General features: G+C 58.7%; 28 protein-coding genes. 21 read left to right on the top strand and 7 right to left on the bottom strand.

Features of this window, described 5'->3' with window-relative positions:
• Positions 1-90 precede the first annotated feature (90 nt).
• The 10 genes from ABUK73_RS07865 (at position 91) to ABUK73_RS07820 (ending at position 9,549) form a co-directional block, all read left to right on the top strand.
• Complete coding sequence (locus ABUK73_RS07865; RefSeq protein WP_353576800.1) at positions 91-1,368, top strand: imelysin family protein; 1,278 nt, start codon at positions 91-93, stop codon at positions 1,366-1,368.
• Positions 1,369-1,801: 433 nt separating this feature from the next.
• On the top strand, positions 1,802-3,238 hold the full coding sequence (locus ABUK73_RS07860) for a di-heme oxidoreductase family protein (RefSeq protein ID WP_353576799.1): 1,437 nt from the start codon (positions 1,802-1,804) through the stop codon (positions 3,236-3,238).
• Positions 3,238-4,359, top strand: coding sequence for an imelysin family protein (locus tag ABUK73_RS07855; protein WP_353576798.1), 1,122 nt, complete (start codon positions 3,238-3,240; stop codon positions 4,357-4,359). The genes ABUK73_RS07860 and ABUK73_RS07855 overlap by 1 nt, the downstream gene beginning before the upstream one ends.
• 3 nt (positions 4,360-4,362) lie before the next feature.
• Positions 4,363-5,454: a DUF1513 domain-containing protein gene (locus ABUK73_RS07850; protein ID WP_454892339.1), complete on the top strand. Its 1,092-nt coding sequence runs from the start codon at positions 4,363-4,365 to the stop codon at positions 5,452-5,454.
• Positions 5,455-5,505: 51 nt separating this feature from the next.
• Positions 5,506-5,958 (top strand): TspO/MBR family protein, encoded by a 453-nt coding sequence (locus ABUK73_RS07845; protein WP_353576796.1) that lies wholly within the window; start codon positions 5,506-5,508, stop codon positions 5,956-5,958.
• Between the two features lie 70 nt (positions 5,959-6,028).
• The gene (locus ABUK73_RS07840) at positions 6,029-6,478 is read left to right on the top strand and encodes a PaaI family thioesterase (RefSeq protein WP_353576795.1); all 450 of its coding nucleotides are present in this window, start codon (positions 6,029-6,031) and stop codon (positions 6,476-6,478) included.
• Complete coding sequence (locus ABUK73_RS07835) at positions 6,475-7,113, top strand: 5'-methylthioadenosine/S-adenosylhomocysteine nucleosidase (RefSeq protein WP_353576794.1); 639 nt, start codon at positions 6,475-6,477, stop codon at positions 7,111-7,113. The genes ABUK73_RS07840 and ABUK73_RS07835 overlap by 4 nt, the downstream gene beginning before the upstream one ends.
• 84 nt (positions 7,114-7,197) lie before the next feature.
• Positions 7,198-8,775 carry a glutamine-hydrolyzing GMP synthase gene (gene guaA / locus ABUK73_RS07830; protein ID WP_353576793.1) on the top strand — a complete coding sequence of 526 codons (1,578 nt, stop codon included), beginning with the start codon at positions 7,198-7,200 and terminating at the stop codon, positions 8,773-8,775.
• Positions 8,776-8,897: 122 nt separating this feature from the next.
• Positions 8,898-9,173, top strand: coding sequence for an AbrB/MazE/SpoVT family DNA-binding domain-containing protein (locus ABUK73_RS07825; protein WP_113086377.1), 276 nt, complete (start codon positions 8,898-8,900; stop codon positions 9,171-9,173).
• Positions 9,160-9,549, top strand: coding sequence for a type II toxin-antitoxin system VapC family toxin (locus ABUK73_RS07820; RefSeq protein WP_353576792.1), 390 nt, complete (start codon positions 9,160-9,162; stop codon positions 9,547-9,549). Before ABUK73_RS07825 ends, ABUK73_RS07820 begins: the two co-directional genes overlap by 14 nt.
• A 79-nt stretch (positions 9,550-9,628) precedes the next feature.
• On the opposite strand, the gene ABUK73_RS07815 is transcribed toward ABUK73_RS07820, so the two are convergent.
• Positions 9,629-9,796, bottom strand: coding sequence for a hypothetical protein (locus ABUK73_RS07815; RefSeq protein WP_164470680.1), 168 nt, complete (start codon positions 9,794-9,796; stop codon positions 9,629-9,631).
• Between the two features lie 196 nt (positions 9,797-9,992).
• On the opposite strand from ABUK73_RS07815, the gene ABUK73_RS07810 reads away from it, so the two are divergent.
• The 3 genes from ABUK73_RS07810 (at position 9,993) to ABUK73_RS07800 (ending at position 12,138) form a co-directional block, all read left to right on the top strand.
• On the top strand, positions 9,993-10,340 hold the full coding sequence (locus tag ABUK73_RS07810; protein ID WP_353576791.1) for an ArsC family reductase: 348 nt from the start codon (positions 9,993-9,995) through the stop codon (positions 10,338-10,340).
• Positions 10,341-10,349: 9 nt separating this feature from the next.
• A complete protein-coding gene (ybaK, locus tag ABUK73_RS07805) occupies positions 10,350-10,826 on the top strand; it encodes a Cys-tRNA(Pro) deacylase (protein WP_353576790.1) in 477 nt (158 codons plus the stop codon).
• A gap of 73 nt (positions 10,827-10,899) precedes the next feature.
• Complete coding sequence (locus tag ABUK73_RS07800; RefSeq protein WP_353576789.1) at positions 10,900-12,138, top strand: aminopeptidase; 1,239 nt, start codon at positions 10,900-10,902, stop codon at positions 12,136-12,138.
• Between the two features lie 6 nt (positions 12,139-12,144).
• On the opposite strand, the gene ABUK73_RS07795 is transcribed toward ABUK73_RS07800, so the two are convergent.
• The gene (locus ABUK73_RS07795; protein WP_353576788.1) at positions 12,145-13,008 is read right to left on the bottom strand and encodes an EamA family transporter; all 864 of its coding nucleotides are present in this window, start codon (positions 13,006-13,008) and stop codon (positions 12,145-12,147) included.
• 81 nt (positions 13,009-13,089) lie between these two features.
• Between ABUK73_RS07795 and ABUK73_RS07790 the strand changes: the two genes are divergently transcribed.
• Positions 13,090-13,590, top strand: coding sequence for a MarR family winged helix-turn-helix transcriptional regulator (locus ABUK73_RS07790; RefSeq protein ID WP_353576787.1), 501 nt, complete (start codon positions 13,090-13,092; stop codon positions 13,588-13,590).
• 212 nt (positions 13,591-13,802) lie between these two features.
• Here ABUK73_RS07790 and xseA read toward each other — a convergent pair whose 3' ends face one another.
• Positions 13,803-15,401 carry an exodeoxyribonuclease VII large subunit gene (gene xseA / locus ABUK73_RS07785; protein ID WP_353576786.1) on the bottom strand — a complete coding sequence of 533 codons (1,599 nt, stop codon included), beginning with the start codon at positions 15,399-15,401 and terminating at the stop codon, positions 13,803-13,805.
• A 196-nt stretch (positions 15,402-15,597) separates the two neighbouring features.
• Here xseA and ABUK73_RS07780 point away from each other — a divergent pair, with 196 nt between their 5' ends.
• Together ABUK73_RS07780 and ABUK73_RS07775 are read left to right on the top strand one after the other, a co-directional pair.
• The gene (locus ABUK73_RS07780; protein ID WP_353576785.1) at positions 15,598-15,828 is read left to right on the top strand and encodes a hypothetical protein; all 231 of its coding nucleotides are present in this window, start codon (positions 15,598-15,600) and stop codon (positions 15,826-15,828) included.
• A gap of 73 nt (positions 15,829-15,901) precedes the next feature.
• Entirely contained in the window at positions 15,902-16,252 is a 351-nt protein-coding gene (locus ABUK73_RS07775) for a hypothetical protein (protein ID WP_353576784.1), read from the top strand.
• Here ABUK73_RS07775 and ABUK73_RS07770 read toward each other — a convergent pair.
• The gene (locus tag ABUK73_RS07770; protein ID WP_353576783.1) at positions 16,249-17,235 is read right to left on the bottom strand and encodes a Gfo/Idh/MocA family protein; all 987 of its coding nucleotides are present in this window, start codon (positions 17,233-17,235) and stop codon (positions 16,249-16,251) included. The genes ABUK73_RS07775 and ABUK73_RS07770 overlap by 4 nt on opposite strands.
• A 182-nt stretch (positions 17,236-17,417) precedes the next feature.
• Here ABUK73_RS07770 and ABUK73_RS07765 point away from each other — a divergent pair, with 182 nt between their 5' ends.
• From ABUK73_RS07765 to ABUK73_RS07750, 4 genes are all read left to right on the top strand, one after another.
• Complete coding sequence (locus ABUK73_RS07765; RefSeq protein WP_353576782.1) at positions 17,418-17,978, top strand: isochorismatase family protein; 561 nt, start codon at positions 17,418-17,420, stop codon at positions 17,976-17,978.
• Positions 17,978-18,961 carry a GlxA family transcriptional regulator gene (locus ABUK73_RS07760; RefSeq protein ID WP_353577009.1) on the top strand — a complete coding sequence of 328 codons (984 nt, stop codon included), beginning with the start codon at positions 17,978-17,980 and terminating at the stop codon, positions 18,959-18,961. The genes ABUK73_RS07765 and ABUK73_RS07760 overlap by 1 nt, the downstream gene beginning before the upstream one ends.
• A gap of 113 nt (positions 18,962-19,074) precedes the next feature.
• On the top strand, positions 19,075-20,010 hold the full coding sequence (locus ABUK73_RS07755) for an aldo/keto reductase (protein ID WP_353576781.1): 936 nt from the start codon (positions 19,075-19,077) through the stop codon (positions 20,008-20,010).
• Positions 20,011-20,454 carry a GNAT family N-acetyltransferase gene (locus ABUK73_RS07750; RefSeq protein ID WP_353576780.1) on the top strand — a complete coding sequence of 148 codons (444 nt, stop codon included), beginning with the start codon at positions 20,011-20,013 and terminating at the stop codon, positions 20,452-20,454. It abuts the gene before it with no gap.
• Here the strand turns inward: ABUK73_RS07750 and ABUK73_RS07745 are convergent.
• Entirely contained in the window at positions 20,444-21,334 is an 891-nt protein-coding gene (locus tag ABUK73_RS07745) for a LysR family transcriptional regulator (RefSeq protein WP_353576779.1), read from the bottom strand. The two genes, ABUK73_RS07750 and ABUK73_RS07745, sit on opposite strands and share 11 nt — an antisense overlap.
• A gap of 117 nt (positions 21,335-21,451) precedes the next feature.
• On the opposite strand from ABUK73_RS07745, the gene ABUK73_RS07740 reads away from it, so the two are divergent.
• Positions 21,452-22,453, top strand: a complete 1,002-nt coding sequence (locus ABUK73_RS07740; protein WP_353576778.1) for an aldo/keto reductase — start codon at positions 21,452-21,454, stop codon at positions 22,451-22,453.
• A 16-nt stretch (positions 22,454-22,469) separates the two neighbouring features.
• On the opposite strand, the gene ABUK73_RS07735 is transcribed toward ABUK73_RS07740, so the two are convergent.
• Both ABUK73_RS07735 and pheT read right to left on the bottom strand, forming a co-directional pair.
• Entirely contained in the window at positions 22,470-23,501 is a 1,032-nt protein-coding gene (locus tag ABUK73_RS07735) for a nucleotidyltransferase domain-containing protein (RefSeq protein WP_353576777.1), read from the bottom strand.
• 107 nt (positions 23,502-23,608) lie between these two features.
• Positions 23,609-26,032 carry a phenylalanine--tRNA ligase subunit beta gene (gene pheT / locus ABUK73_RS07730; RefSeq protein WP_353576776.1) on the bottom strand — a complete coding sequence of 808 codons (2,424 nt, stop codon included), beginning with the start codon at positions 26,030-26,032 and terminating at the stop codon, positions 23,609-23,611.
• Between the last annotated feature and the right edge of the window lie 57 nt (positions 26,033-26,089).

The following is a 26,089-nucleotide window of genomic DNA, read 5'->3' as shown; positions in this document are numbered from 1 at the left end:
AGCTTCTAAACTAGAATATTTGACACAAGTTTGTGATTGGTTCAGAACTCGCCTTCACGGCCTCGTTACGAGAGAGCCCAAGGAGAGATCATGTTCCGCAAAACCGTTTTAGGCGCAAGTCTTGCGCTTCTGGCCACATCCGTGACCCTCACCGCACTTCCCGTCCGCGCTGCGACCGACCCGGCAGCCGTGGTCAAGCATTATGCGGAACTGGGCCATGCGAAATATCAGGATGCGCTGACGACAGCGGAAACGCTTGACAAGGCCATCGACGCACTGATCGCGACGCCCAGCGACGCCACTCTGAAGGCGGCGCGCGAAGCCTGGATCAAGGCCCGCGTTCCCTACCAGCAGACGGAAGTCTACCGCTTCGGCAACCCGATCGTTGATGAGTGGGAAGGCAAGGTCAACGCATGGCCACTGGACGAAGGCCTGATCGACTATGTCGATAGCGCTTACGGCACAGAAAGCGACGAGAACGAGCTTTACACGGCCAACATCATCGCCAACAAGAAAATCAAGGTCGGCGGCGAAGAGGTGGATGCCTCCAAGATTACGCCGGAACTGATCCAGAGCCTTGCGGAAGCGGGCGAAGTGGAAGCCAACGTGACCACCGGCTACCATGCCATCGAGTTTCTTCTGTGGGGCCAGGATTTGAATGGCACCGGACCGGGTGCGGGCAACCGTCCTTACACCGACTATGACACCAAGAATTGCACCGGCGGCAATTGTGACCGCCGCGCCGATTACCTCAAGGCAGCTTCCACGCTGCTGGTTTCGGACCTGAAAGAGATGGTGGCCAACTGGGCACCGGATGGCGAAGCAGCAAAGACAGTGGAAGCCGACCCGAAGAAGGGCCTGACCGCCATTCTGACCGGCATGGGCTCCTTGTCCTACGGCGAATTGGCAGGCGAGCGCATGAAGCTCGGCCTTCTGCTGCACGATCCCGAAGAAGAGCATGATTGCTTCTCCGACAACACCTACAACTCGCACCTCAACGACGCCATCGGCATTGCCGCTGCCTATAGCGGTGAATACACCACGGTAGACGGCAAGAAGCTGACCGGCCCTTCGCTCTCCGAACTCGTCGCTGCCAGTGACAAGACGCTGGATGCGGAAATGAAGGCCAAGCTGAACAAGACACTGGACGCCATGCACGCCATGGAAAAGCGCGGCCAGACGGTCGAGGCCTATGACCAGATGATTGCCGAAGGTAATAAGGACGGCAATGCCGTGGTGCAGACGGCGATTGACGGGCTTCTGGACCAGACCAAGACGATTGAACGCGTGATTGCCGCGCTCGATCTGGGCAAGATTCAGCTGGAAGGTTCCGACAGTTTGGATAGCCCGAACGCGGTGTTCAAGTAAGACGCTTTTTGCAGGCCGCGTGGTGACATGCGGCCTGTCTATTGCTGCCAGATGTTTTGCAGGCGGATCATTTGGCGACGAACGCGGTTCACCTCCATCATTCCGGTCCCGAACTGGCATAGCAGTGGCGCGACCGTTCCCCTAAACCCGATGTGAAGGTTTCATGAGACATTTGCGGCAGCTACGCCTTTTCTGTCTTCTGTTTATCTTGGCAGCTAGCAGTATTGCCATAACCCACGACAGTGCGCTTGGCTTACCCCCCTCTGTCCTGCCGGACATCTCCCCCACAAGGGGGGAGATCGGCCAGCCTCACGCTCTCCGCTTCATCCGCAACGTTGAATATGTGCAAGAGGTCGCCACTTGTCGATCTCCCCACCTGTGGGGGAGATGTCCGGCAGGACAGAGGGGGGTAAGCCAAGCGCACTATAGCGTATTGGGCGGCACCGAAGCCGAAACCACCACCCGCAACGATCTTTCCACCGCAGACCTTAAGCGCGTAACCCGGATCACGCGCCCCACAGCGGATTTCTCGAAACCGGAGCCCTTCGAGGCCATGTCTGCCGGGGCGGCAACCACGACGGCCACAAGCGATCCCTTCTCGCAACCATCCGCCAATATGAGCTTCGAGCGCGGCCAGGATTTCAAGCTGGGCAATGCACTGTTTCAGAAACTTTGGGTGTCCTCGCCATCCTCCACGCAGGCGTCCGACGGGCTGGGGCCGCTTTATAATGCGCGGTCGTGCCAGACCTGCCACATAAAGGATGGGCGCGGGCGACCACCAGTGGGGAATGAGGATACGGTGTCGATGTTTCTGCGTCTTGCCCGCCCTGCCCGCACGCCGGAAGAAACAAAGGCCATCGGTGAACATGATGTGCTGAACTTCCCCGATTCGACCTATGGCAGGCAGCTTCAGAACCTTGCCGTGCCCGGCATTAAAGCGGAGGGCAGGCTTGCTGTTTCCTATGAGGATCAGACGGTGAGGCTTGACGATGGCGAGACCGTGTCGCTGCGCAAGCCGAGCTATGGCGTCGACGGGCTGAGTTATGGGCCGCTGGAGCATGACACGACGCTGTCTGCCCGCATCGCCCAGCCGACGCTGGGTCTAGGCCTCATCGAGGCCATTGCGGATGAGGATATTCTGGCCAATGCCAGGCCTGATGGCGGCAGACCGGCATGGGTGCGCGACCACCGCAGCGGAGCGTTGAAGCTTGGTCGGTTCGGCTGGAAGGCGCAGAATGCCAGCGTGCGGGATCAGGCGGCGAGCGCCCTGTCCCACGATATCGGCATTTCTTCACCGGATGCGCCTAACGCCTTTGGCGATTGCACCGACAAGGAAACCGACTGTCTTTCCATGCCGACCGGTGTGCAGAAGCGGCTGGGCGATGTGGAAGCGCCTTCGCCTGTTCTTGATCTGATGACCTTCTACACCGAAAATCTGGCCGTGCCGGCGCGTCGTAATGTCGATGACCCACGCGTTCTGCGCGGCAAGCAGCAGTTCTACGAGGCGGGATGTGCATCCTGTCACACGCCAAAATTCGTGACGAAGCGTGATGCCAACGACCCGCTGCATTCCTTCCAACTGATCTGGCCCTATTCCGATTTTCTGCTGCATGACATGGGCGAAGGCCTGGCGGATGGGCAGCAGGTGGGCGAGGCTGGCGGGCGTGACTGGCGCACCCAGCCGCTCTGGGGTATCGGGCTGACGCAGGCCGTCAATGGCAATGGCTTTTACCTGCATGACGGGCGGGCGCGCAGCCTGAGCGAAGCGATTTTATGGCACGGCGGCGAGGCGCAAAAAGCGCGCGATGCTTTTGCTGCCTTGCAAAAGTCTGACCGGCAGGCTTTGCTGACATTTCTGGAGTCTCTGTGATGGAAAACGCGATGCGAAAATTTCATGCCCTTCTGCCGCTCGCCTTTCTGATGAGCTTTGGCACGGCGCTGGCGCAGGATGTGGAACTGATGCCGCCACCGCCGCTTGACCCGGTGAAGGTGCGCAGCGTCATGGCAAAGGCCGTGGATGGCTTCATCCGCCCTGGTTATGACGGTTTTCGCGATAGCGCCAAGGCGCTTGAGGGCAAGATGCAGGCGCTGTGTGCCGCCCCTTCCGCTGACACGATGGCGGCAGCGAAAGCGGGCTTTGCAGATGCGACCCACGCATGGTCTGGTATCGAAATCGTCCGCGTCGGTCCTGTCATCGAGCAGAACCGGTTCGAGCGGGTGCTCTACTATCCCGACAAAAAGGGTCTCGGTCTCAAGCAAGTGCAGCGTTACCTCTCGGAAAAAGACGAGAGCGTGACGGCACGGCAGGGCGTAGCGGCGAAAAGCGTTGCCGCGCAGGGCTTCGGCGCGCTGGAATATGTGCTGTATGGCACCGGAGCGGACGAGATTCTGGCTGACAAAAACGGTTTCCGCTGCCGCTACGGCGCGGCCATTGCGGGCAATGTCGCCAATATCGGGAAAGAACTATCCGTTCTGTGGGACGCGCCTGACGGTACCGCGAAGAACTGGAAGGAACCGGGGCCTGATAATCCGGTGTTTCGTGACGAGCGCGAGGCGCTTGTGGCGCTGCTGGGTATCTTGGTGCATGGCTCCGAAGCCATTCGCGACCAGCGCATCGAGACCTTCTACAAGGGTCCGGACAATGCCAAATTTCCGCGCACCGCGATCTACTGGCGCTCCGGCCTGACATGGACAAGCATTGGCGACAATGTCGCTGCCGTGCAGGGCCTGTTGCACAAGGCCGGTATGAGCGATCTTCTGCCGCCCGACCAGCGCTCCATCATCGGCTCCATCGATTTCATCGCCAAATCCATGGTCCGCGTATCAGGTACCATCGAGCCCGATGTCGAAAAGGCGCTTGATGCCGACAAGGAGCGGGCCAAGGTGGATTACCTGCTGCTGAACGGCAAGGACCTGATCTACCGCATCAACGACCAATATGGCGGCGCAATCGGCCTTAGCTCCGGCTTTTCCTTTGCGGATGGGGATTAAGTGGTGGCGCGCGACAAACGGCTGCTGATCGACCGGCGCGCCTTTATCAAGGCGGCAGGATTGCCGTTTCTGGCATCGCTTGCGCCTCGTTCGCTTTATGCGTTGGAGCGCACGGATGCCGTTTTCGCCTCGGCCTTTCGCGACCGTGATGGCGCTTATGGCGTGGCGACGGTGAGCGAGGCGGGCGAGATCATCGATCGGCTGGTTCTGCCTGCCCGCGCCCATGGCATGGCGACCAGCCGTGCCACCGGGGTTACGGTGGCCTTTGCGCGCAGACCCGGCACCTTCTTCATGGCGTTCGACCCGGCGAAACGTAGTGAACCCATCGTCATGCACACGCCGGAGAACCGCCATTTCTACGGTCATGGGCAGTTTTCGCCTGACGGTTCGATCCTTTACGCCAGCGAAAACGACTTCGACCGCAATCGCGGTGTGATCGGCCTCTACGATGCCCGTGATGGCTTCACGCGCATCGGCGAATATGATGCGCGCGGCATCGGCACCCACGACATGACTGTCAGCGATGACGGGCGGATGATCATCATCGCCAATGGCGGCATCGAGACCCACCCGGATTTCGGGCGCACCAAACTGAATATCGACACGATGGAGCCATCGCTGGTGCTGCTGGATGCGGCGACGGGACGGCTGATCCAGCGGCATGGGCTTGCGAAAGATTTGCGCCAGCTTTCCACCCGCCACGTCGATCTGGGCCGCGATGGGCGCATCTGGTTTGCCTGCCAGTATGAGGGGCCGCGCAACGACCTGCCGCCTCTGGTGGGGCATTTTTCCAAAGGCGACGATCTGCGTTTCATCGATCTACCGGAGGAAACCACCGCACGGCTGGCCAATTATGTCGGGGCCATTGCAATCAACCGCCGGGATGGCGTGGTGGGCCTGACATCGCCCAATGGCAATGCCAGCGTGACGCTAGACGAGAAGACTGGCAGCGTCGTTGGTGAAACGGTTCTTAGCGAGGCAGCAGGTGTTGCCGCCGCTGCAAAAGGCATCGTCACCTCCTCCTATGACGGCCAATTTGGCACAAAAACCAGTGCTGTGGCGTGGGACCAGCATATCGTCAGGCTTGCCGGCTAAATTATTGAAATCGCGCTGGAACCAAAGCATCTTCTGCGCCTTTCATGTCACATGAAAAAAGCGCTGGTTTATCTCGTTTTCATCCTCGCCGTCGTTACCATCGGCGCTCTCATCGGCATGAACAATGTGCCGGGCGAATGGTATCAATCGCTCAACAAACCGTTCTTCAACCCGCCCAACTGGATTTTCGGGCCGGTCTGGACCGCGCTTTACATCATGATCGCGATTGCCGGTGCGCGCACATGGCTGCAAAGCCGCATGGGCGGGCGCATGCAGCTGTGGGGCAGCCAGATGCTGCTGAACTTCATGTGGTCGCCGATTTTTTTCACCATGCAAAGCCCCGTCGGCGCACTCATTCTTATCGTGCCGATGCTGATCTGCGTTATCGCCTTCATCATCATGACATCAACGCGCGACCGGATTTCCATGTGGCTTTTCTTGCCCTATGCGGCGTGGGTGGCCTTCGCCACGCTGCTGAATGCCAGCATCGTTTATCTGAATTAGCACGCGACCTCCCCTTGCCATGTCGTGATCAACGCGCCATGTCTTTTCAAAGAACAGGAAAGGCAGGGGAATGGATTTCACCGATCCCGGCGATTTTCGCCAGCGGATAGAAAAGAGCTTCGCACGCCAGGGCGTCGTTCAGGCCATCAACGCTGAGATTTCGCGCATCGAGCACCGGCTGGTGGAAATCGAACTGCCGTTTCACCCCAAGCTGACGCAGCAGCATGGCATTCTACATGCGGGCGTGATGGCCGCAGCGCTCGACACCGCCTGCACCTATGCCGCCTATACCATCATCGAGCCTGACGCTTCGCTGCTGACCATCGAGTTCAAGGTCAACCTGATGTCGCCGGGACGCGGCGAGCGGTTTCTGTTTCGCGGTGAAATCACCAAGCCGGGCAGCAACATCATCGTCGCCGATGGCCGTGCTTATGCATTGTCCGATGGACCGGCCAAGCTGATTGCCTCTATGACGGGAACGATGATGGTGATGAAGGGCCGCGAAGGTTTTGACGAATGAGCTATGAGATCTTGGATGTGGCGGGCAAGCGCCTGCTGTTCGTTATGGCAGCGGATGCAGAATATGGACCGCACCTGAAGGCGCGTTTCAAGCCGCTGATGACAGGTGTCGGCCCGGTGGAGGCAGCGGTATCGCTGACCGCAGTTCTGAGCGAACTCCACGCAGCCGGTCAATTACCCCATCTCGTCATCTCGCTTGGTTCTGCCGGATCTCGTGTGCTGGAGCAGGCGGAGGTCTATCAGGCCACCTCCGTCTCCTACCGCGATATGGATGCGTCCGCCTTCGGTTTTCAGAAGGGCTGCACGCCATTTCTCGATCTGCCCGCCGAAATTCCACTGCCGTTGCGCATTCCCGGCGTAGCGCAAGCGCGGCTTTCCACCGGGGCCAATGTTGTGTCCGGTGCTGCCTATGACGGGGTGGATGCTGACATGGTGGAAATGGAGACATTCGCAATCTTGCGCGCCTGCCAGCGGTTCGACGTTGCGTTGATCGGCCTGCGCGGAATCTCCGATGGCAAGGCGGATGTGCATCATATCGATGACTGGACGGAGTATCTGCATGTGATCGATGAGAAGCTGGCCGACGCTGTGGACAGGCTATGTCGCGCAATAGAAGATGGCAGCATTTCGCTCTAAAACTCTTGCGCAGCCGCTTATTTTCTGGCTTTTCAGGCCATGTCACGGGTTGCCTAAAGCCCCGGATTTCTTTAAAGGCTCGCCATGACCCAGATAGCCCATCCCGACAGCATCCTCATCATCGATTTCGGCAGCCAGGTGACGCAGCTTATTGCGCGCCGTGTTCGCGAAGCCGGAGTCTATTGCGAAATCCATCCGTTCCAGAACGCCGCTGAGGCATTCGAGAAGCTGGAGCCCAAGGGCGTGATCTTCTCCGGTGGTCCAGCCTCCGTGACCGCAGAGGGAAGCCCGCGCGCACCACAGGCGGTGTTCGATGCAGGCATCCCGATCCTCGGCATTTGCTACGGCCAGCAGACGCTGTGCACCCAGCTGGGTGGTGTTGTTGAAGGTGGTCACGCGGCGGAATTCGGTCGCGCCGATATCGAGATCAAAAAAGCAAGCCCGCTATTCGACGGTTTCTGGGAACTGGGCGGACGTTACCCGGTGTGGATGAGCCATGGCGACCGCGTGACGCAGCTGCCGGCAGGCTTTGAAGTGGCCGCAACGTCTGAGAACGCGCCCTTTGCCATCGCCGTCAATGAAGAGCGCCGCTACTACACCACGATGTTCCACCCCGAAGTGATGCACACGCCTGACGGTGCCAAGCTTCTGTCCAACTTCGTGCACAAGATCGTCGGCCTGAAATCCGACTGGACCATGGCTGCCTACCGCGCCGAAATGATCCGCAAGATTCGTGAGCAGGTTGGCACAGGGCGTGTCATCTGTGGCCTGTCTGGTGGCGTCGATTCCTCTGTGGCTGCCGTTCTCATTCATGAAGCGATTGGCGACCAGCTGACCTGCATCTATGTCGATCACGGCATGATGCGTCTGGCCGAGAGCCAGCAGGTCGTGACCATGTTCCGCGACCACTACAATATTCCGCTGGTGCATGTGGATGCGTCCGATCTGTTCCTCACGGAACTGGCTGGCGTTTCCGACCCGGAAGTCAAGCGCAAGACCATCGGTCGCCTGTTCATCGAGACTTTTGAGGCCGAAGCCGCCAAGATCGCCTCCGACGGCAAGGGTGCACCCGCATTCCTCGCACAGGGTACGCTCTACCCTGACGTCATCGAAAGCGTGTCTTTCTCCGGCGGCCCTTCGGTCACCATCAAGAGCCACCACAATGTCGGCGGTCTTCCAGAGCGTATGAACATGAAGCTGGTGGAGCCGCTGCGTGAGTTGTTCAAGGACGAAGTCCGGGCGCTGGGCCGCGAGCTCGGCTTGCCCGAAAGCTTCATCGGCCGCCATCCCTTCCCCGGTCCGGGCCTCGCCATCCGCTGCCCCGGCGTGGTGACGCGCGAAAAGCTCGACATTCTGCGCAAGGCTGACGCCATCTATCTGGATGAAATCCGCAAGGCCGGTCTCTACGACACCATCTGGCAGGCCTTCGCCGTGCTGCTGCCAGTGCAGACCGTGGGTGTCATGGGCGACTACCGCACCTACGACTTCGTCTGCGCGCTCCGCGCCGTAACCTCGGTCGATGGCATGACGGCGGATTTCTACCCCTACGACATGAACTTCCTGGGACGTACTGCGACGCGCATAATCAACGAGGTCAAGGGCATCAACCGCGTTGTGTATGATGTGACCAGCAAGCCACCGGGTACGATCGAGTGGGAATAAGAACAGTTTGACGGCGTGATATGGCCGGGTTCTGTCGAAGGACGGAGCCCGGCTTTTGTTTGGGCGTTGATAAAACTTTAGAATAGGCTATCTTACTTCTGTCTTACTTTGAGGTAGATACGATGCCGCAGCCGGAAAAACTCACCACAACTGTTTCCACAAAAGGGCAGGTCATTCTTCCCAAAACCATACGCCAGCATCGCGACTGGGGAGCTGGAACGCGTTTGACTGTTGAGGAAACCCCGGACGGCGTTCTGCTAAAACGGGCTCCCGCCTTTGCACCCACAAGACCCGAAGACGTGTTTGGAATGCTGCCATTCAGTGGCAAACCAAAGACGTTGGAAGAGATGGATGAGGCTGTATTAGCCGAAGCGCGCAGAATCCATGATCGCGATTGATACAAACATCGTCGTTCGTTACCTTGCAGGCGACCACCCTGAGCAGTCTGCTCGCGCCCGTTCCATAATTGATGGGCAACTCGTGTTTATCGCCGTTACGGTGGCACTGGAAAGCGAATGGGTCTTGCGCAGTGCCTATGGGTATAGCCGCAAACAATCCGTCCACGCACTTCGCGCGTTTTTCGGATTACCAACGGTCAACGTCGAGGACGCTGACTGCGTTTCAGATGCACTGAATCTGATGGAAAAGTCTATGGATTTTGGTGATGCTTTGCATCTGGCAAGAACCGCGCAATGCAGCGGGTTCGTTACCTTTGATCGCAAGTTCGTCAAGGCGGCTCAAGCTGCTGGTTTTAACCAAGTCAGCGAAGCCTAACGCGCCCCTTGCACAGCACAGGCGCATTCCGCCTCATGCCAAGGCGAGGCCGTCATGCCTCGCCAGCGTCAGTTCAAGATTAGAGCTGAACCTTGTCGAAAGCCTTGCGGTCGATGCCGAGGGCGTCGAGGTCTGCGCCGGCTGGCTTGCGGTGGGAACGGACAGCGGCGGAAACTGCAAGAGCCGCACCGAAAACGGCAAAGGTTTCGCCAAAGAATTTACGGGATGTCTTAGCAACGTTACGCATGTAGGTCTCTCCTTCGTGTTGCCCAGAATATGAGCATTCGAAGGCTTTTGCACAACTCATGATATAGCAGGCAAGCCATGCAGCTTAGCTCGAACTCGTTTGGATGTCAGCCTATGCAAATTTGCATAGCTCATTGGAGATTGAACCCGGCAGGTATTTTGCTATTTATTTGGAAGAGCATGAAAAGGCTGATGATATGACGATTACGATTTACGGCATCAAGAACTGCGACACGATGAAGAAGGCGCGCAGCTGGCTGGACGCTGAGGGCATCAATTACGCGTTTCATGACTATAAAAGCGCCGTAATCGATGCGGCCCATCTCAATGCGTGGTGCGATGCTGCCGGTTGGGAAACAGTGCTGAACCGCGCTGGCACGACCTTCAAGAAGCTGGATGAGGCCGAGAAGGCTGACCTTAACCGCGAGAAGGCCATTGCGTTGATGCAGGCGCAGCCATCGATGATCAAGCGGCCGGTTCTGGAGGCGAAGGGCAAGATCACGGTTGGCTTCAAACCTGACACCTATGCGGCGCTGTTCGGTTAGGCGAGCCCTATGTCGAAGACGACACGTGCCACGCAGGTGCTGACCAAGGCCGGTATTTCCTTCACCACCGCGACCTATGAATACGATCCGAATGCCGAGCGCATCGGCCTTCAGGCGGCGGAGGCCATCGGGGCCGAGCCGCATCTGGTGCTGAAAACCCTGATGGCAGAGGTGGATGGCAAGGCGGTCTGCGTTGTCGTGCCATCCGACCACGAGGTCAGCATGAAGAAGCTGGCAGCGGCCTTTGGCGGTAAATCTGCGCAGATGATGAAGCCTGACAATGCCGAGCGGGCGACGGGCTACCATGTCGGCGGCATCAGCCCTTTTGGCCAGAAAAAGCAGGTGCCAACGGCCATCGAGGTCCAGTCTATGGGCCATGATCTCGTCTATATGAATGGTGGGCAGCGGGGATTGCAGGTGCGCCTTTCGCCCAGGGATGCGCAGTCGGTTTTGAAAGCCATCGCGGCACCGCTGGTGAGTGAATAGCAGAAAGCCGGTTGGCTTTCGCCGCGAATGGGCTATGTTTTGCGCCTCCTATTGAAGCATATGAAGGCGCATCATGACAGTTTCTCCCATCGATCCCGTCAAACTCGAAAAACTGGCCGAAGTTGCCGTCAAGGTCGGGCTGCAATTGCAGAAGGATCAGGATCTGGTCATCACCGCGCCGCTGGCAGCACTGCCGCTGGTGCGTTTCTTGACCAAGCATGCCTATATGGCTGGCGGCGGTCTGGTGACGACCTTCTATTCCGACGAAGAGACGACGCTCGCGCGTTACGCCCACGCCAGCGATGCCAATTTCGACAAGGCGTCCGGCTGGCTCTATGAGGGCATGGCCAAGGCCTATGCCAATGGCGCGGCACGTCTGGCGATTTCCGGCGACAACCCCATGCTGCTGGCGGACGCCGATCCGGCCAAGGTGGCGCGCGCCAACAAGGCCAATTCCACGGCTTACAAGCCAGCGCTGGAGAAGATTTCCAATTTCGACATCAACTGGAACATCATCTCCTACCCCAACCCCTCCTGGGCCAAACAGGTGTTTCCTGGCATTCCCGAAGACGAGGCCGTGAAGAAGCTGGCGGATGCGATTTTCGCCGCGTCCCGCGTCGATCTGGCCGATCCGGTGGCGGCATGGGCAGAGCACAATGCCAATCTTGCGAAGCGCTCCAAATGGCTGAATGGCGAGCGTTTCGCCGCGCTGCATTTCACCGGCCCCGGCACGGATGTGACAATCGGTCTGGCAGACAACCATGAATGGCACGGCGGCGCGTCGATGGCCAAGAATGGCGTGACCTGCAACCCGAACATCCCCACCGAAGAGGTCTTCACCACACCGCATGCGCTGCGGGTGGATGGTTACGTCTCCAGCACCAAGCCGCTATCGCATCAGGGCACGCTTATCGACAATATTCAGGTGAAGTTCGAGGCGGGCCGCATTGTGGAGGCCAAGGCTTCCAGGGGTGAGGCTGTTCTGAACAAAGTGCTGGATACGGATGAAGGCGCGCGGCGTCTGGGTGAAGTGGCACTGGTGCCGCATTCCTCGCCCATCTCGGCCAGCGGCATTCTGTTCTACAACACGCTGTTCGATGAAAACGCGTCCTGCCACATTGCGCTGGGACAATGCTACTCCAAGTGCTTCCTCGATGGTGCATCGCTTAGCCAAGACCAGATCAAGGCACAGGGCGGCAATTCAAGCCTTATCCACATCGACTGGATGATCGGCTCCGACAAGGTCGATATAGACGGTGTCAGAGCCGATGGCTCCAAGGTGCCAGTCATGCGCAAGGGCGAGTGGGCCTGATAAGCCTTATCGTGGTGCCTGACTTTTCTGGCTGAGCCAGACGCTGAACAGCACCATGATGAAACCGGCAACCTGTGCTGGCGCGAGGTTTTGGCCGAGCGCCAGCCAGCCCAGAAGCGTGGCGGTGACGGGGCTTAGAAACCCGAGCGATGCCGCCACCGAAGGTTCAATGCGCGCCAGTCCGCGGAACCACAGGAGATAGGTGAAGGCCGCACCGATCAGCCCGAGATAGGCCATGCCCAGCACATTCGTGGTGGTGAGAGTAGGCAACGCAGGCTCCAGAAAAAGCGCCACCGGCACCAGCAGCAGCCCGCCTGCCGTCAATTGCCACGCCGTAAAGGTGAGGTTGGAAACCGGCGGCTGCCAGCGGCGGGTCAGCACCGTTCCGAAAGCCATGGAAACCGCGCCTGCAAGGGCGGCGGCGATGCCAACGGGATCAAGCGCGGCGTGCGGTGTCAGCACCAGAAACGCCACGCCCGCCATGCCGATGAGGCCGGCGACGATGGTGAGCGCACGAATGTCTCTTCCCAGAAATAGCCGCGAGAGCGCAATGACGATCAGCGGCTGCACCGCGCCCACGGTGGCGGCGACGCCGCCGGGCAGGCGATAGGCCGAAACGAAAAGCATGGCCCAGAAGAAGGCGAAGTTCAGCGCGCCGAGAATGAAGGCGCGGCCCCACCAGATGCCGAAGGGCAGCTTGCGCACCAAAAGCAGCAGCAACAGACCAGCAGGCAGTGCCCGCAGCATGGCGACATGCATGGGGTAACCCTGCGGCAGGAACGATGTGGTGACGATGTAGGTGCTGCCCCAGATGGCCGGAGCAATGCCCGTCATGACGACATCGGCGATGTAACTTGGATTTTTCTTCATTTCAAGAATCTCTATATCAAGATAAATACAGGATACGTGCTTTTATCTTGACGTCAAGATACCTGATGTTATCTCTTCTCCATGAGTGAAAAACCCGCAGATGATCACGTCGATAGAATTCTGGCGCAATGGGCGAAGGCACGCCCCGACCTCGATGTCGAGCCGATGGGCATCATGGGCCGCCTGCACCGGCTGTCCACCCATCTCGGGCGCGAGGTGGAGGCCGTTCTTCTGCAACACGGCCTGTCATCCTCCGCCTTCGATGTGCTGGCCACACTGCGCCGGGCGGGCAAGCCCTACCGACTTTCTCCCGGCGAGCTGCTTGATATGACCATGGTCAGTTCCGGCACCATGACCAACCGCATCGACCAGCTGGAAAAGGCGGGTCTTGTTGAGCGCATCAACAACCCGGAAGACCGGCGCAGTGTGCTGATTGCTCTGACGGATAAAGGTTTTGCTGTCGTGGATGAGGCGGTAACGGCGCATGTGGCGAACCAGCATCGGCTGATAGCAGCGGTGAGTGAGGATGACCGGCGGGAGTTCAACAGGTTGCTGAAGGTGTTTCTGGCGGATTTGGAGTGAATGGGTCTTTGGGAGCGGGCTTTCGTACTGCAGAATGCTGAAGCAATGAACTTCAACCCATTGCTTTACGTCATCCTCGGGCTTGTCCCGAGGATCTAATCACGTTCAATGTCGGGAGTCTTTAGATCCTCGGGTCAAGCCCGAGGATGACGATGGAGAACGTAAAAAGCCCGTCATACAACGAGGCTCGAACCCGATAAACGTAACTCACCCTAGAACAAGCTACCCTGATCGATCGGGCCGGACGTGGTCGACTTCAGCGGCTTCTTCTTGGGTGCCGAGGGCGTCGGCTCGATCGGCTGAACATCCGCACCGCCAGCCACGGCAGAGACGCGGCCATCCGCAAACTCCATCGATACCACAGCACCCGAGGCAACGGCAGCAGCACGTGTTAGCGGGCGGTTGTCCTCATCTCGGATGACGGCGTAGCCGCGGTTCAGCACGTTCTTGTAGGAGAGCGATTGCAGGATGCGGTCATGCGAAGCGAGGCCGGAACGGTTTTGCGACATGCGGTGTAGCACGGCGGTATCGGTGCGGCGGGTGGCGCTGGCCACCCTCTCCTTCTGGCGCTCCAACTGGCCGAGAAGCCTTGCAGGCAGCGCACGAAGCGACGAGTCCGACGATGAGACACGCGACTGCGCCTGCAACAGGCGGCGCTCGACCAGGCTTTCAGCGCGTTGCATGCGTTCCTGAATGCGCTGGCGTTGCTGCGTGAGACCATGGGCCAGCACATCCGGGCGGAGACCCGAGGCCGTGCGCTCGAAACTGCGACGCTTGTTGAGTGTGTTCAGTTCTAGCCCGCGACCCAAACCACTGGCCGCCTCATCGAAACGACGGCGTGGCAGGGCTAGCAACTGATCGAGCGACGGAAGGGCGCGCACGAGAGCGCGCACGCCCTGACGGCGATTGTCCATCTGCCGGGACATGGAACCGTAGAGGCGAGCGGAAAGGCCCGCAAGCTGCGCTTCCAGATCGGCCCTGACAGGCACGGCCATTTCGGCGGCACCCGTGGGTGTCGGTGCGCGCACATCGGCGGCGTGGTCGATCAGCGTCGTATCGGTTTCGTGGCCGACGGCCGAAATCAACGGTATCTGGCTTTCGGCGGCAGCGCGCACGACGATTTCATCGTTGAAGCTCCAGAGGTCTTCCAGACTGCCGCCGCCGCGCGCGACGATCAGCACATCGGGACGCGGAATGTCACCGCCGACCTCAAGTGCATTGAATCCTCTGATAGCGTTGGCCACCTCTTCGCCAGAACCTTCGCCCTGCACTTTGACCGGCCAGACAAGCACATGCACGGGGAAACGATCTGAAATGCGATGCAGAATATCGCGGATGACGGCACCGGTTGGCGAGGTGACGACGCCGATGACCCTTGGCATGTAGGGCAGACGGCGCTTGCGCGCCTGATCGAACAGACCTTCGGCGGCCAGCTTGCGACGGCGCTCTTCCAGAAGCGCCATCAGCGCGCCGGCACCGGCGGGCTCCAGGCTTTCGATGACGATCTGATATTTGGACGAGCCGGGGAAGGTGGTTATCTTGCCGGTGGCGATGACCTCCATGCCCTCTTCCGGACGGAATTTCAGCTTGGAGAAACTGCCCTTCCAGATCACGGCATCGATGCGGGCGCGGTCGTCCTTCAGCGAAAAATAGGCGTGTCCAGATGTGTGCTGACCACGATAACCCGATATCTCACCGCGCACACGCACCTGATCGAAAGCGGTTTCGACCGTGCGCTTAATGGAGCCGGAAAGCTCCGAGACAGAGAACTCGGCGAGGTTGGTGAGTGGCTGGCTGAAAATATCGCTCATGCCTGTTTCTACCCCATGCCCCGCGATTCGCAAATCCGCTTGATGACACGCCTTCGACAATCTTCGGACGAATAAATTTCACAAAATTGCAACAATCTGCTAAGGTCCGTCGTTGAAAGTGCATGCCTGGAGGAGAATAAGGGTTTTTGAGGATGACGATGCCTTTCCTCAGGCCCACTGGAGGAGGAGCGGCATCATGGTATTTATTCTCGGAATCTCACTTGGTTTTACCGCTCTCATGCTGCGATCCGCCATTGCTATGGCAGGCGTTGGCATTCTGATCGTGACCGCATTTCTGGGTGCAGCGCTCTTTTCCGCCAATGGCATCCAGTTCTTGCCGCTGGTGATTGCTGTTGCCGGTTACAATGCCGGATTGGCAGGCGGTTTTGTCGGGATGATGGCAATGCGCCGGTTAGGCACGGCCTGACCTCTGGGCGAACGTAGTGTTTGCGCTATAGTGCCGTTTCCCTGACGTGGAACGAGACTGACCAGCGACGCTTGTGTTCTTTATTCTACTGCATTCCATCTGTGCGATCATCGACTTCGCTATGACGTGGGCTTTAGCCACCGCTGCGAATATTGATCTACTTGTTGCCAGATTGATTGGTGTATTCACTGCTTTTTTAGTGGCAATCTACGCCACTCGGCGGCGGCTTAACTCCAGCCGCCTCAACAGCATCTTACCCCTCACTATCAGTGCGACCATATTCATCGTCAGCTATGCACTTTTCGCGCTGATGATGGCGCGAAATCCGCAATTGCAATGGCCAGTGGTTTTCGCGGCAACATCGATTGCCGCGCTGGCACTGGGTGTTTTCGGTTATGCGCGGGCGCTGAAGTCCCCAGATTAAACCGTTTCCCAGCCATCCTTTTCAGCAGCACGATAGATCGCATCGATAAAACGCTGGCTGTTCTTCGAGCTTTCCAGAGAAACGATTTCAGCCTCTTCACCACTCGCAGCCTTGGCGAAAGCTTCGATCTCGCGACGGTACTGGCGGCTGTCCTGAAAGCGGAAGATTTGCGACTGTCCGTGGTTCTGGTTGGTAAGCTCCACCTCTTCGGCACCCCAGCGGTCGGCATTGAAGGGCGACTTGACCTCGATGTAACCTTCGGTGCCGTGCAGGACCATCAATTGCCGGCCCGCAAGCTGGGTGGAGATGTAGAAGCTGAGTTCGAAATCACCAAAATCCGCCTTCACGCTGGCATAGATATCGGTACCGAATTCCGGGTCACGCTCGACAACGGCCTGAACGCGCTTCGGCTCCTTGCCGGTGGCAAAGCGGGTTGTGATGGTGGGGTAGACGCCGATATCCGGAAGCGCGCCGCCACCGAGTTCGGGAATGTTGCGCATATTGCCGGGATCGCGGTTGAAATAGGTGAAGGCACCCTGAACATGCTTGAGCGTGCCGATGGCACCCGAGGCGAGCAACTCGCGCACCTTCAGCCAAACCGGCGCATAGGTCACCATATAGGCTTCCGATATCAGCACCTTGTTACGGTCGCGTGCGGCAATCAGGCTATCGATCTCGTCGGCCTTGAGGGCAATCGGCTTTTCGCAGAGCACATGCCTGCCCGCATCGGCGGCTTTGATTGACCACTCGACATGCTGGGCTGTTGGCAGAGGAATATAGACGGCATCGATGACGTCGGACGCCAGCATCTCCTCGTAGGAGCCGAAGGCATGCGGCACGGAGAAACGGTCGGCCAGTTGCCGCGCCTTGCTGAGATCACGGCTGGCAATGGCGGTGACGACGGCATTTTCCGCATCCTGAATGGCGGGGATGACGAGTTCCCGGCCGATTTTCGCCGTCGATAGAATTCCAAAACGCAACATGCTTGCCTCCACTGTGATGGGCCGCACCTTAACATGCCGCGACTGACAAGCAACCGCCCGAAAAGTATAGACGCCTCATCATAGCGTATGGCTCAAAATGTCCTCTCTTCGGCGCTCTGCGTACTTTCGGCTTTCTATCAAATGGGAAAAACTGTAATCATCAGAAACTGGAGATACAGAAAATGTCCCACTTAAACACCGCGCTTCTGGTTATCGATGTGCAGGAATCTTTCCGGCATGCACCCTATTTCGAGGAGAGCGGCCTGCCTGCCTATCTCGCCGCCCAGCAAAGACTGATCGATGGCGCTGAAGCGGCGGATATTCCCGTGATCCAGATTTTCCATGTCGATGGCGACCGGGCCTTTGCCGAGGAGAGCGGTTTCATCCGGGCATTGGATGGTATTCGCATCGAGCCTGCCGTGACCTTTCGTAAGAACCGGCATTCTGCCTTTATCGGCACGGGTCTCGATGTGTGGCTGACCCAGCACGGTATCAACCGGCTGATCATCTCCGGCATTCGCACCGAGCAATGCTGCGAAACCACCACGCGGCAGGGCTCCGATCTGGGCTACACGATTGATTTTGTGACCGAGGCGACGCTGACCTTTCCCATGACCCATGCATCCGGCAAAGTCTTTTCGGCAGAGGATATCGCGACACGCACAGAGCTGGTGCTCTCCGGTCGCTTTGCGCGCATCGTGACGGTAGACGAAGCGTTGCAGGCACGTAAAGAGGCTGCATGATGACGACTGGCGGCGCACCAACCAAGATCATTCCGGTTTTCGTGGTGCTGCCGCCGCAAACGCTGTTGCTGGATGTCGCAGGGCCGCTGGAGGTTCTGCGCTATGCCAACCAGCAACAGGACAACATCCGGTTCGATTGCAAATATATTGCGGCGAGCGACACGCAGACGACGACGATAGGTCTTTCGCTGGCCGGGCTGGAAGCCTTGCCTGAGGCCCTGCCCGACAATGCGATGGTGGTGATTTCCGGCGGCTCTCTGGTGGAGACTAAGCAAGGACGATCCGAACGGCGCGTTCTCGCGGACTGGCTGCGCAAAACGGTGCGGGTCGATACCACCATCGTCTCCATCTGCTCCGGCGCGCTGATCGCCGCAGAGGCCGGTGTCTTCGATGGTCACCACTGCACCACCCATGCCGATTGCGTAGGTGAACTGCGGCGGGTCGCACCCTTGGCCAAAGTCCTTGAGAACCGGCTGTTCGTGGAAGATGGCCGGTGCTTTTCCAGCGCTGGCATTTCCACCGGCATCGATCTTCTGCTGCATATCGTCTCGACGCTGACCAACCCGGTGATTGCCGCGCGCATTGCACAGACCATGGTCATCTATATCAGGCGCACGGCGAATGACCCGCAAATCTCGCCCTGGCTTTCAGGCCGCAACCACATTCACCCTTCCGTCCACAAGGCACAGGACGCCATTGTCGCCGATCCTGCCGCCGAATGGTCGCTGGCACGGCTGGCGAGCACGGCGGCCTTGAGCGAGCGGCATCTTTCTCGGCTGTTTCGGGAGCATGCCGGCGTCAGCGTGGTGGATTACATCAACCTGATGCGCGTCAATCTCGCCCGCGATATTCTGGCGCATTCGCGGCTGGATATGGAGGCGGTTGCCGAGCGCTCCGGCTTCGCTTCTGCCAGACATCTTCGCCGCGTGTGGCAGCAGCACCATAAAGAACCGCCAAGTTTTTACCGAACCCTTTCCTCCTGAACGTCGTTTGCATCACGCAAGCCGGTGGCCAGCCATCAAGGAAATTCAATGGTTATGGCTCCATCCGCTTGCTACTGTTGCGACACATCAGAAAAACAAAGGGAGTATCATCCGTGGAGAAACGCGCGCTTGGCCGGACCGGCCTTTCCATCGCCCCCATCGTCTTTGGCGGAAACGTCTTCGGCTGGACTGCGGATGAAAAAACGTCCTTCCAGCTGCTGGATGCGTTTTTTGACACCGGTTTCAACACCATCGATACGGCAGATGTCTATTCCGCATGGGTGGATGGCCATCAGGGCGGCGAGTCCGAAACCATCATCGGCAAATGGCTGAAACGCGGCAGCGTGGCGCGCGACAAGGCGATCATCGTGTCCAAGGTTGGCTATGACAAAGGCCTCAAGGCCGAGCGCATCGCGGAAGCAGTCGAGGCATCGCTGCGCCGTCTGCAGACCGACTACATCGACCTTTATCTAGCCCATAAGCCGGATGCCGGTACACCCATCGAGGAAACGCTTGAAGCCTTCACCAAGCTGAAGGAACAGGGCAAGGTGCGCGCCATCGGCTGCTCCAATTATGATGCTCCGGACCTGCAAGAAGCGCTGGATGTCTCCGCGAAAACGGGGCTAGCCCGCTTCGATGTTGTGCAGCCGGAATATAACCTCTACACCCGCGAGAGGTTCGAAGGCCCGCTGGCCGAGTTGACGGCGAAGGAAGACATCGGCGTCATCAACTATTACAGCCTTGCCGCAGGCTTCCTGACCGGCAAATATCGCAGCAAGGCGGATACGGAAGGCGTTGCGCGCTCCTACCGTGTTGGCGATTACGTCAACACGCGCGGTCTTGCCATTCTGGGTGCCATGGACACGATTGCTGCCGAAACCGGCGCAAAGCTGGCCGATATCGCGCTAGCCTGGCTTCTGCGCAAAAAGGCCGTGACTGCACCCATCGCCAGCGCCACCAGCCTTTCACAACTGGAAAGCTTCAAGCGTGCGACCGAATTGAAGCTGACCGATGAGATGGTGGTTCTTCTGGATAAGGCTGGCGCATAAATGGATCTCAGCATTCGTGATGCCAGCAGTCAGGATCAGGCGGATTGGCTTGGTATATGGAATGACTATCTCGCCTTTTACAACGTCGATCTGCCTGTCGATGTGACCGCCCACACATGGGAACGTATCATCGACCCAGCATCGCGCGTTTCTGCGCGCCTTGCGGTGCTGGATGGGAGGGTGGTTGGCTTCGCCATCCACCACTGCCATGACAGCACATGGGTCAAGACGCCGGATTGTTATCTGGAAGACCTGTTCATCAATGCTAACATTCGTGGCAAAGGTATTGGCCGCGCGCTGATCGATGACCTGATATCTATCTGCAAGGACAAAGGCTGGTCACGGCTTTACTGGCACACCAACGAGGATAATGCCCAAGCCCGCAAGCTCTATGACAGCTATGTCCAAAGCGACGGCCACATCCGCTACCGGATCAAGTTCTGACGCGGAAGAAATCCACGAAAGCCCTCAGCGCCGGACGCATCTGCCGGCGCGAGGGATAATAGATGTAAAAGCCATCGAAGGGCGCGCACCAGTCTTCCAGCGCCTTCACCAGCCGGCCTTCTTTCACATCGCTCTCTATGCGCTGCTCAAACACGAAGGCCAGACCTGCGCCATCGATTGCCGCAGAGCGTATGAGGCTTTGATCGGAAAGGATCAGCGGTCCCTGCACATTGACCACCAGCGGCTTGCCATCCTTCTCCAGTTCCCAGCGGTAGATCAGCCCGCTTGAAAACCGGCGGCGAATGCAGCGATGCCGCATGAGATCGCGCGGATGCTGCGGTAACGGGTGCTTCTCGAAATATTCAGGTGAACCCACGATGGCACCCCGCCAAGCGGCGCTGGCGCGAACTGCAATCATATCCGCTTCCAGATTTTCGCCCAGCCGCAAACCGGCATCGAACCCCTTGGCGACGATATCCTCGAAGCGGTCATCCGTGGAAATCTCGAGCGAAATATCCGGGTAGCGCGCAAGAAACGCGCCCAGCCGTGGCACGACGATGTCTTCCGCCGCAAGACGCGGCATGGTGATGCGCAGCGGCCCGGCGGGGCGACCAACCTGTTCGGCCAGCGCACCGATCACGGCATCGATATCCGCCAGCGCTGGTGCCAGTGTCTCCAGCAAGCGCCTGCCTTCTTCCGTCGGCGAGACGCTGCGCGTGGTGCGGTGAAGCAAACGCAAGCCGAGGCTGAGTTCCAGCGAAGACACGGCGTGGCTAACGGCGGACGGCGCAATGCCAAGCTCCGCCGCCGCCTTGCGAAAGCTGCGCCCTTCGGCAACGGCGGCCAGAACGGCCAGTTGGGAGAGTTGAATACGGTTCATTGTTCCAAATGATAGAACAACCCGGCGCGAATAACAGCGATTATTTTTGCCCACTTGCTGCGCTATCTTGACCTCATGCTCGTAATGACGGGCGGTTCCTTTATGGAAGGCAGACAGATGCAAAACAGAATTCTCGGAAACAACCTCTCCGTTTCAGCGCTCGGCCTCGGCTGCATGGGCATGAGCCACGCCTACAGCCCGTCCGCAGACGAAAGCGCATCCATTGCGACCCTGCACCGTGCAGTCGAGCTCGGCGTAACCTTCTTCGACACGGCAGAAGTCTACGGTCCCTTCACCAATGAAGTCCTCGTCGGCAAAGGTCTGAAGCCTCATCGCGACAAGGTCACCATCGCCACCAAATTCGGTTTCAAAATCGATGCCAGCAAGCCAGCCGGACAGATGATGGTGGGCACCGACAGCCGACCGGAAAATGTTCATGCCGTGGCCGATGCCTCCCTCAAACGGCTGGGCGTGGATGTCATCGATCTATTTTATCAGCACCGCGTCGATCCCAACGTGCCGATTGAAGACACGGTTGGTGCCATGGCCGAACTGGTACAGGCCGGAAAAATCCGCCATCTCGGCCTTTCAGAAGCCAATGCGGAGACGATCCGTAAGGCGCACGCCACCCACCCCATCACGGCACTTCAGAGCGAATATTCGTTGTGGACCCGCGATGTCGAAACAAACGGCGTGCTCGACACCTGCCGCGAACTCGGCATCGGCTTCGTGCCCTTCAGCCCACTCGGTCGCGGCGTACTGACCGGCGCTTTGAAAAAGCTGGACGGTCTCTCCGAAACCGACTTCCGCCGCTCCCTGCCCCGTTTCCAGGCCGAAAACTTCGACGCCAATCTGGCGCTGATCACGTTGCTGGAAGAGATGGCCGCTGACAAAGGCGTGGAGGCCGGACAACTGGCCTTAGCATGGGTGCTGGCCCAGGGCGATTTCATCGTTCCCATTCCCGGCACCACGAAGATAGCCAATCTGGAAAAGAACGTGGCCGCGGCAGATGTGGCGCTGAGCGCGGAGGAGGCTGCGAAACTGGGTGAGTTGCTGTCTCCGGCGAAGGTCGCGGGTGGTCGGTATCCCGAGCAGATGGCTGCAATGGCGAACCGTTAAAGGGCGCTGCGAGATGTCACCACTGAGCCTTTGATGGTGGTGACATCTCCAGACGATCTTTCATCTGTCGCAACGCTGCCGGAAGTGCGCTCAACTCTTGAGCGTCAAAGCTTAGCCCTAAATGGTATTGGGCGATTTGTGCAGCGACATTGCTCTGCTGTCTGTCTCGGCGCTTTTTAAGCGGATCACGATCTGCCTTTTCGGACAGCCACAGTTTGTGAAGCGCAAAAACCCTTGGATCTATCGTCACCATTCTTAACGGCAAGCCAGTTTCATCGAGAATGACGGCCTCACTTTTCGGCGCACTCACCAGCCAAGCCAATCCCTCAATCGGTACGCTGACAAGATCATCCTGATGATTGGAAAGGCCGCTTTCTGGCTGATGCAGAGGAGACTTCGAGAGAGGCTCGATCAGATCCACCATGAAGCCACTCCGGTTCACAGCCCGGAAGCTGCCTTGACGCACAGCGGCGAAACTAGGATCGACATCTTGAAGCAACCCAACCAAACCGCGCTCGCTTACGCCATGAGCGCTCAGGCTTATGCGGCGGCGGGCATCCCTTAAAAGATCGATATCTTCTGTTGCAATGACATCTGAAACAATACGTACGCCCGCCAGCGCCTCATAGGCGAACAATGCATTCGTTCCGACCACCACTACACCCTCGCCCAGCCAACGAGCAGTGTCCAGCCGGCGAAGTATCCGCGCCGGGACAGCGGGAATCCGGCCAACACCTCGCGCTGCCATTAATGGGGCACGGGCCTCTATCTCTGCCTTCAAGCCAGCGATACGCGTCTCTATAGCCGTTTTTTCTGTCTGAAATCTTTCGAGGACGTTATCAGTCTGCTCTGTTCTCGATCCCAGGGAACGATCTGACTTATCGATGCGGCGAAGAAGATATTGTTTGCCGGAGCGCTCACCGTACCGCATCGTACCACGGAAGCTGTGCCAATGCTGATGCTGAAGTTGCAGCAAGACCTCATAGCGTTGCCTCACGTCAACAAACGCCCGAACATCATCCCCGCTCAACGCATTGATTTCAAACATTTTTACACCCAAAAACGGAATTTCCGCATTTTGCGTGTAAAATCCAAAAAAATCAATAGTTTAATTGAAAATTTGGATGAGCCTAAACATGAGGCTCATCCGTTTTATTATGCCCGCAGCACGCCGCCCGTCGATTTCTCGACATTGCCAACGATCTTGGCCGTCAGCGCTTCGAAGTCTTCATCCGTCAGGGTCTTGTCGACTGGTTGAATCTGGACTTCGATGGCGATGGACTTCTTGTTTTCGCCGACGGATGCGCCTTCGAAGACGTCAAAGACATTGACGCCGGTCACGAGTTTGCGGTCGGCGCTGGTTGCGGCCTTGATGATGGAGCCGGCTTCAACGGAGCGGTCCACCACAAAGGCGAAGTCGCGCTTGACGGTCTGGAACGGCGATAGCTCCAGCGCAGGCTTGGTGCGGGTCGCCTTCTTCTTCGGCTCGGGCATGGCGTCGAGATAGATTTCGAAGCCTGCGTAAGCGCCGGAGACATCCAGTTCGGAGAGCGTCTTCGGATGGAACTCACCGAAGTAACCCAAGATGACCTTCGGGCCCATCTTGATGGTGCCGGAACGGCCCGGGTGATACCAGCCAGGTGCGCCCGCCTCGATCTGCACATTGCTCATGGGCAGGCCGCAGGCTTCGATGACGGCCATAGCATCGGCCTTGGCATCGTAGACATCCACCGGCTTGCCGCCGCCCTTGGCCGTGTTGGACCACATGCGACCGGAGCCAGCCAGCGATGCCGTGCCACGGCGAACGCCACCGGCCACGCGACGTTGTGTCTCCGGTGTGTCACCTTCGTAGGTGCCGGAGACTTCGAAAATCGCCACATCGCCATGGCCCTTGTCGGCATTGCGCTGGGCCGCCGCCAGCAAGCCGGGCAGCAGCGACGGGCGCATATCCGACATATCGGCAGCGATGGGGTTGGCAAGCTTCAGCGCGGGCGAACCGCCACCGAAGAGCCTAGCCTGCGCTTCCGGGATGAACGACCATGTCACCGCTTCCAGCATGCCACGCGAAGCAAGCGAACGCTTGGCCGTGCGGGTGCGAATCTGCAGCGTCGTCAGGATACGGCCATTGACCGCGCCAAGGCTTTCCAGCGGCTCCGGCTTGATGTTATCGACGCCATGGATGCGCATGACCTCTTCCACCAGATCAGCCTTGCCATCCACATCAGGACGCCACGAGGGCGCCGAGACGCTGACGCGCTCGCCCGAACCTTCGATGCCGAAACCGAGACCCTTGAGAATGTCGAGCGTTTCCTCAGCCGAAACATCCAGACCGGTCAGGCGCTTAACTTCCGACAGCGGGAAATCGATCCACTTGGGCTCGAAGCCCTTGTAGCCGACCACCTTAGCTTCTGCCGCCGTGCCGCCGCAGAGATCCAGCACCAGTTCGGTCGTGCGCTCCAGACCCGGAACCATATAGTCGGGATCGACGCCACGCTCGAAACGGTAACGGGCATCGGTGATGATGCCGAGCGAACGGCCGGTCTTGGCGATGTTGATCGGGTCCCAGAGCGCGGATTCGATCAGAACATCCACGGTGTTTTCATCGCAGCCGGAATGCTCGCCACCCATGACACCGCCGATGGATTCGATGCCATTATCATCGGCAATGACGACATTGGTCGGGCCAAGCTTGTATTCGCGCTGATCGAGCGCGAGGATGGTTTCGCCGTCCTTGGCGCGACGAACGACGAGGTTGCCCTTGACCTTGCCCGCATCGAAGACGTGCATGGGGCGACCCTGATCGAAGGTCATGTAGTTGGTGATATCCACCAGCGCGTTGATAGGGCGCAGGCCGATGGCGATCAGGCGCTGCTGCATCCATTTGGGGCTGGGGCCGTTCTTTACGCCGCGCACGAGGCGCAAGCCGAAACCGGGGCAGAGTGCGGCATCGTCCAGATCGAGGCTCACGTCGACGGGTGTCGCACCCTCCACTTTGAAGCTTGGCGTTGGCTTTGTCTTAAGCGCGCCGAGACCAGAGGCCGCCAGATCGCGCGCGATGCCGTAGATCGAGGTGCAATCCGGGCGGTTGGGCGTGAGGTTGATTTCGATCATGGGATCGTCGAGACCGGCATAGGTCGCAAAGGACGTGCCGACCGGCGCATCGTCTGGTAGATCAATGATGCCATCATGACTGTCGGACATGTTGAGCTCCTTTTCGGAGCACATCATGCCGTGGCTTTCCACGCCGCGAATCTTGCCGACGGCCAGCGTCACATCAATGCCCGGAACGTAGTCCCCCGGACGCGCCAGCGCACCGACGAGACCAGCACGCGCATTCGGCGCTCCGCAAACGATCTGCACCGGCTTGCCATCACCCGCATCGACGCTCAACACCTTGAGACGGTCGGCCTCCGGATGCTTCTCGGCGCTCAGCACCTTGGCGATGACGAAAGGCTTGTAAGCCGCCTTGTCATCCACGTCCTCGACTTCGAGGCCGATGGCAGTCAAGCGTTCGCAAATCTGTTCGAGAGACGCATCCGTTTCCAGATGCTCTTTCAGCCAGGAGAGTGTGAATTTCATATGTGTCTGTCCTTAACGGTATTTGTCTCTTCTGGACTGGCGATCTTGAGCCGCTCG

It is taken from the genome of Agrobacterium vacciniicorymbosi (genome assembly GCF_040427045.1).
In the GTDB taxonomy this organism is placed as follows: domain Bacteria; phylum Pseudomonadota; class Alphaproteobacteria; order Rhizobiales; family Rhizobiaceae; genus Agrobacterium.
Note: the sequence above shows the minus strand (reverse complement) of the source record. Positions and strands in the feature narration are given on the sequence as shown.

Coding starts and splice junctions, on each gene's coding strand:
- ABUK73_RS07795 (WP_353576788.1), bottom strand. CDS start 13,008: ATGAAGAAAAATCCAAGTTACATCGCCGATGTCGTCATGACGGGCATT.
- ybaK (WP_353576790.1), top strand. CDS start 10,350: ATGTCGAAGACGACACGTGCCACGCAGGTGCTGACCAAGGCCGGTATT.
- ABUK73_RS07815 (WP_164470680.1), bottom strand. CDS start 9,796: ATGCGTAACGTTGCTAAGACATCCCGTAAATTCTTTGGCGAAACCTTT.
- ABUK73_RS07735 (WP_353576777.1), bottom strand. CDS start 23,501: ATGTTTGAAATCAATGCGTTGAGCGGGGATGATGTTCGGGCGTTTGTT.
- xseA (WP_353576786.1), bottom strand. CDS start 15,401: ATGAGCGATATTTTCAGCCAGCCACTCACCAACCTCGCCGAGTTCTCT.
- pheT (WP_353576776.1), bottom strand. CDS start 26,032: ATGAAATTCACACTCTCCTGGCTGAAAGAGCATCTGGAAACGGATGCG.
- ABUK73_RS07760 (WP_353577009.1), top strand. CDS start 17,978: ATGACGACTGGCGGCGCACCAACCAAGATCATTCCGGTTTTCGTGGTG.
- ABUK73_RS07820 (WP_353576792.1), top strand. CDS start 9,160: ATGATCGCGATTGATACAAACATCGTCGTTCGTTACCTTGCAGGCGAC.
- ABUK73_RS07825 (WP_113086377.1), top strand. CDS start 8,898: ATGCCGCAGCCGGAAAAACTCACCACAACTGTTTCCACAAAAGGGCAG.
- ABUK73_RS07835 (WP_353576794.1), top strand. CDS start 6,475: ATGAGCTATGAGATCTTGGATGTGGCGGGCAAGCGCCTGCTGTTCGTT.
- ABUK73_RS07740 (WP_353576778.1), top strand. CDS start 21,452: ATGCAAAACAGAATTCTCGGAAACAACCTCTCCGTTTCAGCGCTCGGC.
- ABUK73_RS07780 (WP_353576785.1), top strand. CDS start 15,598: ATGGTATTTATTCTCGGAATCTCACTTGGTTTTACCGCTCTCATGCTG.
- ABUK73_RS07845 (WP_353576796.1), top strand. CDS start 5,506: ATGAAAAAAGCGCTGGTTTATCTCGTTTTCATCCTCGCCGTCGTTACC.
- guaA (WP_353576793.1), top strand. CDS start 7,198: ATGACCCAGATAGCCCATCCCGACAGCATCCTCATCATCGATTTCGGC.
- ABUK73_RS07810 (WP_353576791.1), top strand. CDS start 9,993: ATGACGATTACGATTTACGGCATCAAGAACTGCGACACGATGAAGAAG.
- ABUK73_RS07770 (WP_353576783.1), bottom strand. CDS start 17,235: ATGTTGCGTTTTGGAATTCTATCGACGGCGAAAATCGGCCGGGAACTC.
- ABUK73_RS07765 (WP_353576782.1), top strand. CDS start 17,418: ATGTCCCACTTAAACACCGCGCTTCTGGTTATCGATGTGCAGGAATCT.
- ABUK73_RS07840 (WP_353576795.1), top strand. CDS start 6,029: ATGGATTTCACCGATCCCGGCGATTTTCGCCAGCGGATAGAAAAGAGC.
- ABUK73_RS07750 (WP_353576780.1), top strand. CDS start 20,011: ATGGATCTCAGCATTCGTGATGCCAGCAGTCAGGATCAGGCGGATTGG.
- ABUK73_RS07865 (WP_353576800.1), top strand. CDS start 91: ATGTTCCGCAAAACCGTTTTAGGCGCAAGTCTTGCGCTTCTGGCCACA.
- ABUK73_RS07800 (WP_353576789.1), top strand. CDS start 10,900: ATGACAGTTTCTCCCATCGATCCCGTCAAACTCGAAAAACTGGCCGAA.
- ABUK73_RS07745 (WP_353576779.1), bottom strand. CDS start 21,334: ATGAACCGTATTCAACTCTCCCAACTGGCCGTTCTGGCCGCCGTTGCC.
- ABUK73_RS07855 (WP_353576798.1), top strand. CDS start 3,238: ATGGAAAACGCGATGCGAAAATTTCATGCCCTTCTGCCGCTCGCCTTT.
- ABUK73_RS07790 (WP_353576787.1), top strand. CDS start 13,090: ATGAGTGAAAAACCCGCAGATGATCACGTCGATAGAATTCTGGCGCAA.